Below are 14,722 nucleotides of genomic sequence, written 5' to 3' on the forward strand. Positions count from 1 at the left end.
GGCACGACGGCGGCGGGCCCGGCGGGGGTGGGCCGGGCCGGGGCGGGCGCCGTGCGGGAGGCCCGGGGCGGGGAGGGCGCCGCCGATTCGCGGGCCGGCAGCAGCCGTTCGCAGTACGCGGTCACCTGACCGGCGCCGCCCGCCGCGGCCACCAGGTCGGCGTACCCGGGGCTCTCCAGCGCCCTGGCCCGCTGGCTCTCGGACCTGGCCAGGTACGCCCGGCACTGCCCGGCCAGCCGCCCGGCCTCGGCGGAGCGCCCCGGGCCGCCCGGCGTCCCGCTGCTGGTGCCGGAGGACGGCAGCGCGCCCGGCGTGCCGGAGGTGCCGGTGGGCGAGGAGGCACCGCCCCGCTCGCCACCCGCGGAGCTGGGCGCGGGCGCGGACGGGCGGGACGAGCGCTCCGGTTCGGCGGGACGGTCGAGGGCAGCCGCGGCGAAGGCGGCGCCCGCGGTGGCGGTGGCGGCGATCCCGGCGACCCAGGCCACCACCCCGGTCGTCACGCCACGCCGCCGTCGCGGTGCCGTCGCCGGCGCCGTGGCCCGGGCCGTGCGGGCGGCCCGGAAGGCAGCCAGCGCGTCCTGCTCGCCGGCCAGCTCGCCGGGGCGGGCCGGAGCCGACGCCGCGGAGAGCAGCCGGGCGAGCGGGTCGGCTTGCGCCGGGGGCGAGCCGGCGCGGGCCGCGTCGAGCAGCCGCTCTGACTCGGCCCGGTCGGCGGGCCGGTCGGGCCCCTCGGACCGACGGAAGTTCATTCCGTTTCCCCTCACGTCATCCGTCCGCCGGCTCGGCCCGCGTCGGGCTCGGCGCCTGCCGGTCCCGAGCATGACGCGGGCGGGGCGGGCTGGTGCGCCGGTCGCCGTCCGACGACTGGGAAAGCTCCTGGCGGTCCAGCAGCGCGGCCAGCCGGCGCAGCCCGCGGTGGGCGGCCGTCCGGACGGCGCCGGGCCGCCGCCCGAGCACCCGGCCGGCGGTCTCCGCGTCCAACCCGATCACCGCCCGCAGCAGCACCGCCTCGGCCTCGCGCGGCGGGAGCGTCGCGATCAGCGCCAGGGCGGACTCGGTCCCGATCGTCTCACCGGCCCGTTCGGCGGTGTCGGCGTCGCCGGCCAGTTCGCTCAGCGCCTGCACGGGCACCGGCAGCGACGGTCGGCGGCGCTGCCGGCGCAGGTGGTCCATGGCCCGGTTCCGGGCGATGGTGACTGTCCAGGCCCGGAACTCGCCGCCGGTGAAGCTCGGCAGGTCCCGGGAGATCTGCAGCCAGGTCTCCGAGGCGACGTCCTCGGCGTCGGCGCCGACCAGCGCGGTGAGGTACCGCAGCAGACCGGGCTGGAGGCTGCGGTAGAGAAAGCGGAACGCCTCCTCGTCGCCGGCCTGCGCGGCGGCGACCGCCTCGGTCAGCTCACCGGTCATGGCTCCGCCGTTCCCGCCGTCCGGCCCGTGTGGTCCCCGGTCGGCGGCGCGGGACGCACCTCCGGCCCGAGAACCGGACCCCATCGCGCACCATCAGCCCCCCGCTGACCCGATCGCGCCCGGCGCCGAAGCGGCCCTGGGCGACATGTCTGGACACCGCCGTGACAGTACGGCCAGCGATGTCCGCCCGCCGTACCGGCACCACCGTGGGCAGGCCCGAGTCGCGCTAACGGTAGGAGCGGACGCACGGGCGGACAAGTTGCCGTTGAACAAGAAAAGAGTGAGAAACATCAACCACGACACGCCGGGGCTCGGTGTAACGGAAAGCACTCCTGGGACGCCCCGCCGGGAACGAACCGACCCCGAACGGTGGCGCTGCGCTGAGCGTACGGCGTTTCCGGCCGGCCCGCCGTCACCCGGGGTCCGTGAATCGTCACCGGACGTCCGGATCGCCCCGGCAGGACGGTGGATCGGAATCGACCGTCGGGATATCGCCGTCTGCCGGACAGTCCGTCTCTGGGTACGGTATTGAGGTGCTGTCATCCGAGGTCGTGCTCAGCGGTCGCTACCGCCTGGACGAACGTGTCGCCACCGGCGGCATGGGCGACGTCTGGCGTGGCACCGACCTGGTGCTGGGCCGTCGCGTCGCGGTGAAGGTGCTGCTGCCCGCGCTGGTCTCCGACCCGGACTTCATCGCCCGCTTCCGCGCCGAGGCGCGGATCATGGCCGCCCTGCGGCACCCCGGCATCGTCCAGGTCTTCGACTGCGGCGAGGACGACCTCGCCGACGGCGGCCGGGCCGACTACCTGGTCATGGAGTTCGTCGAGGGCGAGCCGCTGTCGCGCCGGATCGAGGCGGCCGGCCGGCTCGACGTGACCGAGACGATGTCGATCGTCGCCCAGGCCGCCCAGGCTCTGCACGCGGCGCACGCCGGCGGGATCGTGCACCGCGACGTCAAGCCGTCCAACCTGCTCGTGCAGGAGGACGGCACGGTGGTCCTGGTGGACTTCGGCGTCGCCCGGTCCACCAACGTCACCAGCATCACCAGCACCAACGCCGTCCCCGGCACCGCGCTCTACATGGCGCCGGAGCAGGCCTCCGGCCGGCCCGTCTCGGCCGCCACGGACATCTACGCCCTCGGCGCGGTGGCCTACTGCTGCCTCACCGGCGGGCCCCCGTTCACCGGCGACAACCCGCTCCAGGTCGCTGTGCGCCACCTCGACGACGAGCCGCCGGAGCTGCCGGCGGAGATCCCGGCCCCGGTGCGCGCCCTGGTGGCGCGGGCCTTGGCCAAGGATCCCGCGGATCGCTTCGCCACCGGCGCGGAGATGGCCGCGACGGCCCGTACCGCGCTGGGTGACGGCACCGCGGTGACCACCGCCGTGCCGGTGCCCCCGCTGCGCGGCGCGTCGCTCTCGGCCAACACCCGGGACGACCTCACGGCGGTGCCGGTGGCGGCAGCCACGACGCGCCGGCGCGGCCGGCGGGGCTCCCTGGTGGGGGCGCTCGCGGCGGTCCTGGTGGCGCTCACCGCGCTCGGCGCGGCGCTCGGCGCGGCCAGGGACACCGACGGCAGCGGGGCGACCAACATCAAGAGCACCCCGCCGGCGGCCGTGCCGAGCGGGGGGGCAGTGAACCAGCCGGTGGTCAGCGACGAGACGACCTCCTCGGAGCCGAACCGGCCGAACCGGACCTGGAACTCGACGACCCGGCCGTCGGCGACCCCCTCGGTGACCCGATCGCCGCAGCCCAGCGGTTCTGCCGTGCCGCTGCCGACCACCGCGCCGCCGACCACCCCGGCGGACCCGACGACCACCACGTCGGCGCCGACCGACCCGACGACGACCACGTCGGCGCCGGTGGACCCGCCGCCCACCACGACCGAGCCGCCAGCGGGCGGCGGAGAACCGCCGCCCGTCGGCGGCTGACGCGGCCCGCGACACCACGGGCCCCAGGAACACCAAAACGGACTTACAGCCACAAACAGCCCATTAAGCTCCCCGGCAGGTACTTCATCTGTCAGGGGAGCCCGGGTGAACGTGGAAAAGCTCGTTGTCATCGGCCAGGGGTACGTCGGCCTGCCACTCGCCATGCGCGCCGTCGAGGCGGGCCTCGACGTGGTCGGCCTCGACGTCGACTCCGACCGGGTGAAGCGGCTCGCCTCCGGCGAGTCCTTCGTGGAGGACATCCCCGCCGACCGACTGGGCCGGGCGCTGGCCGGCGGGCGGTACCGGCCCAGCACCGAGTACACCGACGCCGAGGGCTTCGACATCTGCGTCATCACCGTCCCCACCCCGCTGCGGGACGGCACCCCCGACCTCAGCTACGTCGAGCAGGCCGGCGTCGGCATCGGCCGGTACGTCCGCCCCGGCTGCACCGTGGTGCTGGAGTCGACGACGTACCCGGGGACCACGGAGGACCTGCTCCGCCCACTGCTCGAGTCGGCCAGTGGGCTGCGCAGCCCCGGCGACTTCCACCTCGGCTACAGCCCGGAACGGATCGACCCGGGCAACCCGAGCTGGCGGCTGGAGAACACCCCGAAGGTGGTCTCCGGGGTGGACGCGACGTCGCGGGACCGGGTGGACGACTTCTACCGCCGCCTGGTGGAACGCACCGTGCCGGTGGACTCGACCCGGGTGGCCGAGCTGACCAAGCTGATCGAGAACACCTTCCGCCAGGTCAACATCGCCCTCATCAACGAGCTGGCGATGGTCTCCCACCACCTGGGGATCGACGTGTGGCAGGCCATCGACGCGGCCGCGACGAAGCCGTTCGGGTTCATGCCGTTCCGGCCCGGGCCGGGCGTGGGCGGGCACTGCCTGCCCATCGACCCGTGCTACCTCTCCTGGCAGGTCCGCCGCACGCTGGGCCGGCAGTTCCGGTTCATCGAGCTGGCCGACGACATCAACCACCAGATGCCGGAGCACGTGGCCCAGCGGGTGACGGGCGGGTTGAACCGGGCCGGCCGCTCGGTCAACGGCGCCCGGCTGCTGCTGCTCGGGTTGGCGTACAAGCGGAACACCGGGGACATGCGGGACTCCCCCGCGGTCGACGTGGCCCGGCGGCTCCAGGCCCTCGGCGCCGACGTGCGGGCGGTCGAGCCGTACGCCGAGCCGCAGCACATTCGGGCGGGGTGACCGTGGTGGAGCTGACCGAACGGGAGATCACCGCCGCCGACGCCGTGGTGGTGGTGACCGACCACGACAGCTTCGACTACGAACTGGTCAGCCGGCACGCCCGGTACGTCTTCGACGCCCGCAACCGGTGCACCGGCGCGGTGGTGGAACGGCTCTAGAGCAGCGCGCGCATCCGGTCGATCTCGACGGACTGCTCGGTGGCGACCGAGGTGGCGAACTCGTTGAGCTGCTGGTCGACGCCGACCTTCAGCAGATCGGTGGCCATCGCCACGGCGCCCTCGTGGTGCGCGGTCATCATCGACACGAAGAGCCGGTCGAACTCGGCGCCCCGGGCGTCGGCCAGCCGGCGGACCGCCTCCGGCGACTGCATGCCGCGCATGGTGCCGTGGTCGTGGCCGGCGACCTCCGCCGGCAGGCCGCGGGTGTCGAGCCAGCCGCGCATCAGGCCGATCTCCGGGTCCTGGGCGGCCCGGATCCGGTCGGCCACCGCCGTGATCCGAGGGCTGCCCGCCCGGTCGGGGGCGAGTGCGGCCATCTCCAGCGCCTGCTGGTGGTGCGGGATCATCATCCGGACGAACCACACGTCGAGCGTGTTGTACCTCGGCGGGGCGGCGTCGCGGACCTCGCCGGCGGGGCGGGCCACTGCGGACTCCCCGGGCCGGCCGGGCACGATGACCGTCGGGTCGCCGGCCGCGGCGGTGGCCGTCGCGGTGGCCGCGGTTGCGACCGGCTCCGGCTCGTCGGCGGCCCGCAGCACCCATCCGAGGGCTCCGAGAAGTACGGCCGTGACTGTGACGACGAGCAGGATCCGTCCACGTCGGGCGGTCATGCGACTCCCCCTCCCGGTCGAGGTCGCAGCGATCCTATCCATTGATGAGAGGTCGTAGATGTGACCGGGATCACATCGATGAGTCTCATCGCTCGGTAAGGTGTCCTGAATCATCATCCCCTTTCGAAGGGTCGTGCCGATGATCAAATTCACCCTGCCCCGACGACGGCAGTTGAAGATCGTCAGCCTGGCGGCGGCCGGCCTGCTGGTCGCCTCCGTCGCCACCGCCCCGGCGAGCAACGCCGCGGAAACCCCGGCGGCGGCGCCCGCCACGACCGCCGGGCTCGGCGTCGACGAGATCTCCAGCAGCCCCAACCTGCGCCAGATCGCCAACCTGCCGAAGCAGGCGCCGTTCGACACCCCGGCCTCCCTCGGCACCGACATGGCCTTCCAGGGCCGGTACGCCTTCGTCGGCAACTACAACGGCTTCGTCATCTACGACATCGGCAAGCCGAGCGCCCCGACCATCGTGTCCCAGGTGCTCTGCCCCGGGTCGCAGAACGACATCTCCATCTACGGCAACCTGCTCTTCCTCTCCACCGACTCCTCCCGCACCGACGACTCCTGCAGCAGCGTCGCGCAGCCGGCCTCGGTGAAGGAGTCGTGGGAGGGCATCAAGGTCTTCGACATCAGCGACAAGGCCAACCCGCGCTACGTCAAGTCGGTGGAGACCGACTGCGGCTCGCACACCCACACGCTGGTCCCGGCGAAGGACCGCCGCTCGGTCTACCTGTACGTCTCGTCGTACAGCCCGCGGGCCGAGTTCCCGGACTGCCAGCCGCCGCACGACTCCATCTCCATCGTCAAGGTGCCGGTGCAGGACCCGACCGCCGCGGCCGTGGTGGCCACCCCGAACCTCTTCCCGGACGGCGGGTACGGGGGCATCCCGGGCCAGACCTCGGCCACCACCGGCTGCCACGACATCACCGCGTACCCGGCCAAGGACCTGGCCGCCGGCGCCTGCATGGGCGACGGCATCCTGATGGACATCTCCGACCGGGAGGCGCCCCGGGTGATCAACCGGGTGCGGGACACGGTGAACTTCGCCTTCTGGCACTCGGTCACGTTCAACAACACCGGCACGAAGGTGGTCTTCACCGACGAGCTCGGCGGCGGCGGCGCGGCCACCTGCAACGAGACGGTCGGGCCGAACCGCGGCGCGGACGCCATCTACGACATCACCGGCCACGGTGACGCCCGGACGATGGTCTTCCGCAGCTACTTCAAGATCCCCCGAGTCAACGCGGACACCGAGAACTGCGTGGCGCACAACGGCTCGCTGATCCCGGTGCTCGGCCACGACATCATGGTCCAGGCGTGGTACCAGGGCGGCGTCTCGGTCTGGGACTTCACTGACTCGGCCAAGCCGAAGGAGATCGGGTTCTGGGAGCGGGGCCCGCTGTCGGACACCCAGCTCGCCGTCGGCGGCGCCTGGTCGACGTACTACTACAACGGGCACATCTACTCCAGCGACATCCAGAAGGGCCTGGACGTGCTGGAGCTCAACGACTGGCGGACCTGGTCGGCGAACCTGGTCCGGTTCCGCGAGCTGAACGTGCAGACCCAGGCCGGCTACCTGAGCTGGTAGGGCCACGTCGGAAGGGCCCGGTCCCCGTCGGGGGCCGGGCCCTTGCGCGTACGCCGGTCAGCTCACCGACAGCTGGTAGCGGCGCTCGCCGCCACCGCTGGCCGGCATCACCCGGACCTCGCCGCTGCGCAGCCCGTACGTCACCGACCAGCGGGTGTGCCCCTGCCGCACCTGGTCGAGGATCCGCAGCGCCGCGGGGGCGTCCACCACCGCGCCGGCCCGCTCCAGGGCGGCGGCGATGACGCCGTAGCGGTGGTCGTCGCGGAGCTTCTCCTCCGGCACGCCGACCACCGGCACGTTGGTCAGCGCCTGCCAGCGCCCCTCGCCGCGGCGCACCCGCATGGTCCCGTCGACGAACTCGACCACCGCCGACCGGCCGGCCGCGTCGGCGAGCAGGTAGTGCAGCGCCGGCCCGCCGTCGAAGTCGAGGTTGTAGCGACCGAACAGCGCCACCGCCTCGTCGACGCTCGCGGCCCGGTCGAGCACCAGGCGCAGGATGCGCACCGAGCCGACCGTCGGGCGGCCCGGCACCGGGGTCGCCCTCGCCCCGTCGTCGGCGGCCAGGCCCACGGCCAGCCCGCGCTCGTTCATCCCGTCGAAGGGCAGCAGCGGCGCGTTGAGCAGCCGCCGGTCGCCGGTCGGGTCGGGCCCCACCCCGAGGTACGACAGGTCGACCAGCGACACCGTGGCGTACCCGTCGGGCGGGTCGGTGCGCAGCACCATCGCGGGGTTGGCGTCCCAGTCGAAGTTGCGGGCGAACAGCGGCCGGGCCGGGTCGCCGGAGGCGGCGAAGAGCGAACAGCCGAACGGGCTCGCCTGCGGCGTGGCGTCGGTGCCGACCGTCGGGTCGTACCCGCCGACGTAGGTCATCTCGTACAGCGGCAGGTCGTCGACCCTGCGCAGGCTGGCCAGCGTCCGGGCCACCTGGTCCGGGTCCTGCCGGGAGGCGGTCGGCGCCCCGGCGGAGGCCACCGGCGACGGCGCCGGATCGACGCCGGCGCAGCCGGTGGTGAGCAGCAGCAGGGCCGTCCCGGCCCCGAGGAGAGTCCTCCGCATATCCCCTGGACGTTAGGGCATCGCATCGACGGTTGTCCACCGAGCGGCACCGGTGTCGGTTTTCCGGTTCCGGCGCATGGGTATCTGAGATCCGGACGAACGAGAGGAAGGCGACACATGAAGCGCACCGAATACCACGTGGTCCCGGCCGGCGGCGGCTGGAAGGTCGAGCAGGGCTCCAAGACCGTCGGCTCGTACGACACGAAGCACACGGCGGTCGAGGAGGGGCGCAAGGTGGCCCACGCCAACGAGCCGAGCCAGCTCGTCGTGCACACCGCCGACGGGAAGATCGAGACCGAGTACACGTACAAGAACGACCCGTTCCCGCCCGCGGGCTGAGCGGCACCACTCCTCCGGCGGCCTGCCGGAACCACCCGTTCGCGGGCGGTTCCCGCAGGCCGCCGCCGGCGTGAAGAGGGGCTGCGCGGCCAGCCGGGCAGGCGTCCGGCTACCGCGGCGCGCCGTCCCGCACGCCGACGATCCGCACCGTCCCGTCACCGGCTGTCCGACAGGGACAGACCCCCCCGGCGGTCAGGGACGGACCACCGGGATCTGCAACTCGGTGACGCCCTTCTCCGGCGCCTCCGGCGAGTAGTCCAGGTAGAGCTCGCGGGCGAAGCCGGCGGCCCGCCAGCCGTTCTCCTCGATCCAGGCGGCGAGCGCCAGCAGGGTCGGCTCCACCTCGTCCATCGACCCGTGGTGCACGATCGTCGCGGCGGCCGGGACCGCCGGCAGCGCCACGACGGCGACGTCGCCAGTCGGTCCCGGATCGGCATCGACGGTGACGCCGGCGTGCACCAGGATCGCGTCGTCGTCTCCCTCCACCGGCTCGTACCAGGCGAGCCCGGGGCCGCTCGGGCGCAGCTGAACCACCTCGAGCCGGCGGATCAGCTCCGGATAGAGCGGCTGGATCACCGGGCTGATGTCCGTGGGCGCGTAGCTGCGGGCGATCCCGGTCAGCTCCGCGACCCGCACCGGCGAAAGTTCCTTCAGTACGACGTTCTCGCTGGTCATCCGACCCTCCGAGTCGATCATTCGGAGCCGCGCCGTGATCACGGCCAGCCGGGCGGTGTCCGCCGCCACCTGCTCCTGCAGCTGCGCGCGCCGCAACATCAGCATGCCGCGCAGCCCAACGGCGTCGACGGTGTCGTCGAGGACCGCCCGGACCTGGGCCAGGGTGAGACCCAGTTCCTTGAGGGCGAGCAGCTGACCGAGCCGGCGCAGCTGCTCGGCGCGGTAGTACCGGTACCCGCTGCGCGGGTCGACGGTGGCGGGACGCAGCAGCCCGATGGCGTCGTAGTGGCGCAACATCCGCACCGACACCCGGCCGAGTCTGGCGAAGTCTCCGATGGTGAACATGGTCCCTCCACGGTCGGCCCTGACACGGTGTCAGAGTCAAGCGCGGGGAGCCACGCTCACCGCACCGGCGCGCGCCGGTGCGGGCGCGGCCCGACCAGCCGGCGGACCAGTGGCGCGGCGTTCCACCTCGCCGCGCCGACCAGGTCCCGCGCGTGTTCCAGCACGGTGTAGTCCGGGCGGGCCAGCCCGTCGGCGATCGCGGCGTCCAGGTCGTTGCCGCAGCGGGTCAGCACGGTGTCGAAGTCCCGACGGACCGGCTCCAGCAGGTCGTAGCCGAACGACCGGTGCAGCCGGGCGAAGAACGGCTTGTAGAGGCGGGCCCGCTCGTGCAGGCCGGACGAGTACGACATGGGGTTCTTCGGCCGGCGCCGGATGTAGTCCGGCAGCACGTCGGCGAAGGCGCGCCGGACGATCCACTTCTCCTGACCCTCGCGGAGCTTGACGTCGAGCGGCAGCCGCATCGCCAGTTCCACCACGCTGAGGTCGAGGAAGGGCACCCGCGCCTCCACCCCGTGGCCCATGCTGGCCCGGTCGACCCGTTGCAACTCCGTCCGGCAGAGGTTGCGGATCTTGTGGAGGACGAGCCGCCGGGCGTGCGCCGGCCCGACCTGGTGGTACATCGGGTACCCGCCGAACAGCTCGTCGGAGCCGTCGCCGGTGAGCACCACCTTGATCCCGAGCTCGCGCAGCCGGCGGAAGATCGGCACGGAGACCACCGCGTTGATGATGTCGCCGTACTCGGTCAACTCGGAGATCCGGATCGCCTCCCGCACGTCGGTCAGCCGGACGTCGCGCGGGCGCAGCTCCACCACCTCGTGCGGCACGCCGAGGTCGGCGGCGAGCCGCCGGGCGTACGCGACGTCGGGGCTGTCCGGCACGCCGACGGTCACCGCCACACAGTCCGGGTGCATGTCGCGCACGTGCAGCAGGGCGAGCGAGCTGTCCAGCCCGCCGGAGAGCACCACCCCGACGGTGAGGTCGGTGTCCACCCGCATCCGGATGCTGTCGGTGAGCGCGACGCGGACGAGCAGGGCAGCCTCGTCCGGGTCGTCGATGATCGGCAGTCCGTCGCCGAGGGTGAGCAGGTCCAGGTACGGCCGCAGCCGCACCCGGCCGTCCGGGTCGGCCCAGCCGTGGTGGCCGGGCGGCACCTCGCCGATCGGCACGTGCTGGCCGACCAGCGCCTTGACCTCCGACGCGACGTGCAGGCAGCCCGGCGTCCGGGCCCAGTAGAGCGGCTTGACCCCGAGCGGGTCGCGGGCCAGGTAGACCCGGCCGGTGGCCCGCTCGACCAGGGCGAGGGCCCACTCCCCGCGCAGCCGGTGCACGGCCTCCTCGCCCCAGCGCAGGAAGGCCGCGAGCACCACCTCGGTGTCGCTCTCGCTGACGAAGGGGTACCCGTCCCGGGCCAGCTCCCGCCGCAGTTCGTGGTGGTTGAAGACCTCGCCGTTGTAGCAGAGGACGTGGCGCCCGTCGGGCGAGGTCCACGGCTGTACGGCCCGTTCCCGGTCCACGATCCGCAGCCGTCGTACGCCGGTGAGCAGGCCGGCCTCCTGCCGGGTCTCGGTCACCTCGCCGCGGGTCGCGAGGGCGGCGAGCATCCCGCGGAAGATCGCCGGATCGGCCTCCGGGCCGACGCTGAGCGCGATGCCGCACATCGCCCTCAGGCCCCCATCTCGGCCTCGTACGCCGCGCGCAGCCGGGCGCGGGCGCCGGGCGCGAGGCAGACGTGCCAGGCCTGACCCTCGTCGATCACGTTCAGCTCGCCGGCGGCCTGCCGGGCGAGCAGGATCCCGGCGAGGGTGTCCCGCGCGCCGAACCGGTCGAACCAGTCCATCTCCACGTCGACGGCCCAGCCGAGGCAGTGGCCGCTGGGGACCATCGCCGCGTACCCGAGGCGGCGCAGCTGGTGCTGGTGCTCGGCGCTGCGGACCAGGCTGGTCACCCAGAGCGGCGGGGTGGCCGCCGGAGTGGCCCGGTCGAACTCGCGGGCGAGGTCGTTCAGCAGTGCCACGACCTCGCGCCGGGCCCGGCGGAACTTCAGCCCGGCGGTACGCGGGCTGGCGTCCGGTCGCAGCCGGCGGTGCATCGCCCGCAGGCCCCGGCCGACCACCGTCGCGGGTTGTTCCCGGTAGCGGAAGCCGATCAGGCCGCGCCGCCGCAGCCACTCCAGGTCGACCAGGTCGGGGTGGGCGTGGACCTGCTCGTCGGTGAGGAAGGTGGGCGCGTCGCGCCACCACATCACGTCGATCCGGGAGAGCAGGTAGATCCGGACCAGCGCGGTCAGGTCGCTCGCCGAGGTGCGCCCGTTGGGCTGGTAGCGGGCGATCTCCAGCAGCAGGGTCTCGCGGGCGCCGATGAATCCCTGCGAGGTGGCGTCGAGCACCACGGCGATGGCGGGTTCGCGCAGGCGCTGGTCGAGCAGGACCTGGCGGGCCGGGGCGGAGGTCGCGTCGGCGAGCGCGCCGACCTCGACCAGCAGCTCCGCGACCGCCTGCCGGTAGGCGGTCAGGTCGGGGGCGGCGGGGGCCGGGGGCCGGGCCGTACCGCGGGCGGGCGACCGGCGGGCGGGCGCGGGCGAGGCGACGGACGGGCCGGTGTGCTGGCCGGAGCTTCGGCTGGGCACGCGCATGATCGGGTCCTCTCCCGGTACGACACCCTGCGGTCGAACCGACCGTAAGCACCCGGAACAGGCAAAGAGCGAGCAATCCTCCCATCTACCTCTAAGGGCGACCACTTTCCCCGATCGCGCCCTCGCTCAGCCGCTGTACCTCGGCGTACGGCACGGCCGGGTCCGGCTCTCCGCCGTCGCGCGCCGCCGCGGCGGTCCGGAGCACCGCGGCGAGCGCGGCGCGGAACAGCAGCGAGCCGGTGCTGACCCGGGCCACCCCGAGCCGGCCGAGGGCGTCCAGCCCCGGGCCGCCGGGCCGGTACAGCACGTTGAGCGGCGCGTCGGTCCCCGCCGTCAGGGCCCGGACGGCATCCGGGTCGGTGACGCCCGGGACGAAGAGGCCGTCCGCGCCGGCCCGGCGCCAGGCCCGGGCGCGGGGCAGCGCCTCCGCCAGCGGTTCCGGCAGGCCGAGCCACCAGGCGTCGGTGCGGGCGTTGACGAAGAGGTCCGGCACCCGGGCCTTGACCGCCTCGATCTTCGCGGCCACCAGTGCCGGGTCGGCCAGCGTGCCGTCGGGTCGGCCGTCCTCCAGGTTGATCCCGACCACGCCCAGCCCGGCCAACTCGGCGACGTAGGACGCCACCTCGTCCGGGTCGTCGCTGAAGCCCGCCTCGACGTCGACCGTCACCAGCACCGGCAGCCGGACGAGCAGCGCCGCGAGCCGCAGCGTCTCGGGCGCGGTGGCCGCCGCCGCGTCCGGTTTCCCGCCGGCGGCGGCCACGCCCAGGCTGGTGGTGCCGATCGCGGGATGTCCGGCGTTGGCGAGCACGGCGCCGGAGGCGTGGTCCCAGGCGTTCGGCAGCAGCAGCGGCCGGCCGGGGCGGTGCAGGGCGCGGAACGCGGCGCTCCGGGTCATCGGGTCCTCCCCGCCATCGGGCAGGGGGCCGCGCGCAGCACGTCCACGACGCCGGCGGCCAGGGCGAGGGCATGCCGCTCGCCGGGGCAGCGGTGCGCGCCGACGCCGAAGGACGTCGGCCGCACCGAACCGTCCGGGCCGGAAGGGCACGCCGGGTCCCGGTTCGCGGCGTCGAACCGGAGCAGCACGGTGGCACCCGCCGGAACCGGATGTCCGGCCACCGCGGCACCGGCGCCCGCGACGCGGCGGGTCGCCCGTACCGGTGGGTCGAGGCGGAGCACCTCGGCCAGCAGCACCTCGGTGGGCACCGACGCCGGCAGCGTGGCGGCGTACCGGGCGGCGGTGACGATCAGCGAATCGGTGGCGGCGCAGGCCTGGACCAGCAGGCCGATCCGGTTCGCCACGGCGTCGGGCGGGCCGGGCGGCGACATCGCCACCAGCGCCGCCACCGCCTCGTCGGCGCGCCGGACGGCCGCCTCGTCCGGGCCGGCCAGCCCGAGTCGCCCCGCCAGCACCCGCACGGGTACGCCCCGGGCCGGCGCGCCCGCGACGTCCGGCGGACCGGCGACCGCTCCCCCGGCGGTGGGGGCGACCGTCGCGGGCGGGTACAGGGTGGCGGTGAGCCGGGCGGCGTCCCGGCGCAGCAGATCCGGGTCGAGGCCGGCCAGGGTGGCCACGGCGAGGGCCCGCCGCCCCGGGTGCTGCCGAGGGGAGCTGAACCGGGCGACGTTTCCCCGGAACCAGGCGAGGGTGCCGGGCGGTCCGGGCGGCGCCTCGGGGACCCCGAAGGCGGGGTCGGTGAGCACGGCGCGCACCTCGGCGTGCCGGGTCACCAGCCAGACGCCGTCGGCGTCGCGGGTCGGTGGCCGGCACGGTGGCGTGCCGGGGGCGGGGGCGATCAGGCTGGACAGGTCGGTCACCCGTCGCACGCTAGGGGCGGATCGCTTCGCTCCCGGCCGAAGTGTGCCCGCGCCTCGGGGCGGTGCCCGGGCCGGCTCAGGCGCGGCCGCCGCCGCCGTCGCGGCGGGCCGGCACCAGCTCGTCCGGGCGTAGGCCGAGGCCGCCGAACCCGGCCAGCCCGGCCGGGGTGACCCGGACGGCACGCCCGGCGCCCGGGCTGGTCCAGCCCAGCTCGGCGAAGCGCTGGCAGAGGGCCGCACCGAGCGCGCCGGCCAGGTGCGGGCGACGTTCGGTCCAGTCCAGGCAGTCGCGCACCAGCGGCCGCCGGCTGCGCGGCGGGACGGGCGCCACGCCGAACTCGGCCAGCCACTCCCGCCCGGCCGGGGTCAGCGCCAGGCCGTCGGCCTGGCCGAGCAGGCCGCGGGCCAGCAGCGTGTCGCGCAGCCGGACGCCGAGCCGCCCGGCCAGGTGGTCGTAGCAGGTACGGGCGTGGGCGAGCGCCGCGTCGGCGGTGACGGCGCGCAGCGAGCGGGCCGAACGGGGGCTGGCCGGCGCATGCCCGGCCAGGTCCTCGATCAGCTGCGCCACCGCCGGGCCGGCCAGCCGGACGTAGCGGTGCCGCCCCTGGCGCTCCTCGACCAGCAGCCCGCCGCGGACCAGCCGGGTGAGATGGTCGCTGGCGGTGGAGGCGGCCACCCCGGCGCCGCGCGCCAGTTCCCCGGCCGTCCAGGCGCGACCGTCGAGCAGGGCCAGGCAGAAACTGGCCCGGGTGTTGTCGGCGAGCAGGGCGGCGAGGTCGGCCAGCCGTCGGCCGTCGGGGGCGGCTTCGGTCACCCGGGAATCGTCGCACGGCGTCGGTGCGGGGGTGACCCATCGGTGTCGAACTCTTTACAACGTTGTATCCATCGTTGTAGAAACG

13 protein-coding genes and 1 pseudogene are annotated in these 14,722 nt (G+C 74.5%); 4 read left to right on the forward strand and 10 right to left on the reverse strand.

Going from position 1 to position 14,722, the window contains the following annotated elements; translation table 11 throughout:
• Both V6U81_RS23390 and V6U81_RS23395 read right to left on the reverse strand, forming a co-directional pair.
• Nucleotides 1–749: hypothetical protein (locus V6U81_RS23390; RefSeq protein WP_334492145.1), on the reverse strand; the 749-nt coding region annotated here is incomplete at its 3' end.
• A 16-nt stretch (nt 750–765) separates the two neighbouring features.
• Nucleotides 766–1,407 (reverse strand): RNA polymerase sigma factor, encoded by a 642-nt coding sequence (locus V6U81_RS23395; protein WP_334492147.1) that lies wholly within the window; start codon nt 1,405–1,407, stop codon nt 766–768.
• Nucleotides 1,408–1,940: 533 nt separating this feature from the next.
• Here V6U81_RS23395 and V6U81_RS23400 point away from each other — a divergent pair.
• Together V6U81_RS23400 and V6U81_RS23405 are read left to right on the forward strand one after the other, a co-directional pair.
• Complete coding sequence (locus V6U81_RS23400) at nt 1,941–3,335, forward strand: serine/threonine-protein kinase (protein ID WP_334492149.1); 1,395 nt, start codon at nt 1,941–1,943, stop codon at nt 3,333–3,335.
• Nucleotides 3,336–3,440: 105 nt separating this feature from the next.
• Nucleotides 3,441–4,702, forward strand: a pseudogene (locus V6U81_RS23405) (nucleotide sugar dehydrogenase).
• Here the strand turns inward: V6U81_RS23405 and V6U81_RS23415 are convergent.
• Entirely contained in the window at nt 4,699–5,373 is a 675-nt protein-coding gene (locus V6U81_RS23415) for a DUF305 domain-containing protein (protein WP_334492157.1), read from the reverse strand. The pseudogene V6U81_RS23405 and the gene V6U81_RS23415 sit on opposite strands and share 4 nt — an antisense overlap.
• Before the next feature lie 139 nt (nt 5,374–5,512).
• Between V6U81_RS23415 and V6U81_RS23420 the strand changes: the two genes are divergently transcribed.
• On the forward strand, nt 5,513–6,961 hold the full coding sequence (locus V6U81_RS23420) for an LVIVD repeat-containing protein (protein WP_334492159.1): 1,449 nt from the start codon (nt 5,513–5,515) through the stop codon (nt 6,959–6,961).
• A 57-nt stretch (nt 6,962–7,018) separates the two neighbouring features.
• On the opposite strand, the gene V6U81_RS23425 is transcribed toward V6U81_RS23420, so the two are convergent.
• Nucleotides 7,019–8,017, reverse strand: coding sequence for a carcinine hydrolase/isopenicillin-N N-acyltransferase family protein (locus V6U81_RS23425; RefSeq protein ID WP_334492161.1), 999 nt, complete (start codon nt 8,015–8,017; stop codon nt 7,019–7,021).
• 117 nt (nt 8,018–8,134) lie between these two features.
• Here V6U81_RS23425 and V6U81_RS23430 point away from each other — a divergent pair, with 117 nt between their 5' ends.
• Nucleotides 8,135–8,356 carry a DUF2188 domain-containing protein gene (locus V6U81_RS23430; RefSeq protein ID WP_334492163.1) on the forward strand — a complete coding sequence of 74 codons (222 nt, stop codon included), beginning with the start codon at nt 8,135–8,137 and terminating at the stop codon, nt 8,354–8,356.
• Between the two features lie 192 nt (nt 8,357–8,548).
• Here V6U81_RS23430 and V6U81_RS23435 read toward each other — a convergent pair whose 3' ends face one another.
• The 6 genes from V6U81_RS23435 to V6U81_RS23460 all read right to left on the reverse strand — a co-directional run bounded on the left by V6U81_RS23435 (nt 8,549) and on the right by V6U81_RS23460 (nt 14,637).
• Nucleotides 8,549–9,376 carry a MerR family transcriptional regulator gene (locus V6U81_RS23435; RefSeq protein WP_334492165.1) on the reverse strand — a complete coding sequence of 276 codons (828 nt, stop codon included), beginning with the start codon at nt 9,374–9,376 and terminating at the stop codon, nt 8,549–8,551.
• A gap of 56 nt (nt 9,377–9,432) precedes the next feature.
• A complete protein-coding gene (locus tag V6U81_RS23440; RefSeq protein ID WP_334492168.1) occupies nt 9,433–11,034 on the reverse strand; it encodes an asparagine synthetase B family protein in 1,602 nt (533 codons plus the stop codon).
• A gap of 5 nt (nt 11,035–11,039) precedes the next feature.
• Nucleotides 11,040–12,008, reverse strand: a complete 969-nt coding sequence (locus tag V6U81_RS23445) for a DUF5715 family protein (protein ID WP_334492170.1) — start codon at nt 12,006–12,008, stop codon at nt 11,040–11,042.
• Between the two features lie 91 nt (nt 12,009–12,099).
• Complete coding sequence (locus V6U81_RS23450; RefSeq protein ID WP_334492172.1) at nt 12,100–12,903, reverse strand: isocitrate lyase/PEP mutase family protein; 804 nt, start codon at nt 12,901–12,903, stop codon at nt 12,100–12,102.
• Entirely contained in the window at nt 12,900–13,823 is a 924-nt protein-coding gene (locus V6U81_RS23455; RefSeq protein WP_334492174.1) for a cytochrome P450 family protein, read from the reverse strand. The genes V6U81_RS23450 and V6U81_RS23455 overlap by 4 nt, the downstream gene beginning before the upstream one ends.
• A gap of 76 nt (nt 13,824–13,899) precedes the next feature.
• The gene (locus tag V6U81_RS23460) at nt 13,900–14,637 is read right to left on the reverse strand and encodes an ArsR/SmtB family transcription factor (protein ID WP_334492176.1); all 738 of its coding nucleotides are present in this window, start codon (nt 14,635–14,637) and stop codon (nt 13,900–13,902) included.
• Nucleotides 14,638–14,722 lie beyond the last annotated feature (85 nt).

It is taken from the genome of Micromonospora lacuserhaii, from assembly GCF_036902735.1.
In the GTDB taxonomy this organism is placed as follows: Bacteria; Actinomycetota; Actinomycetes; order Mycobacteriales; family Micromonosporaceae; genus Micromonospora.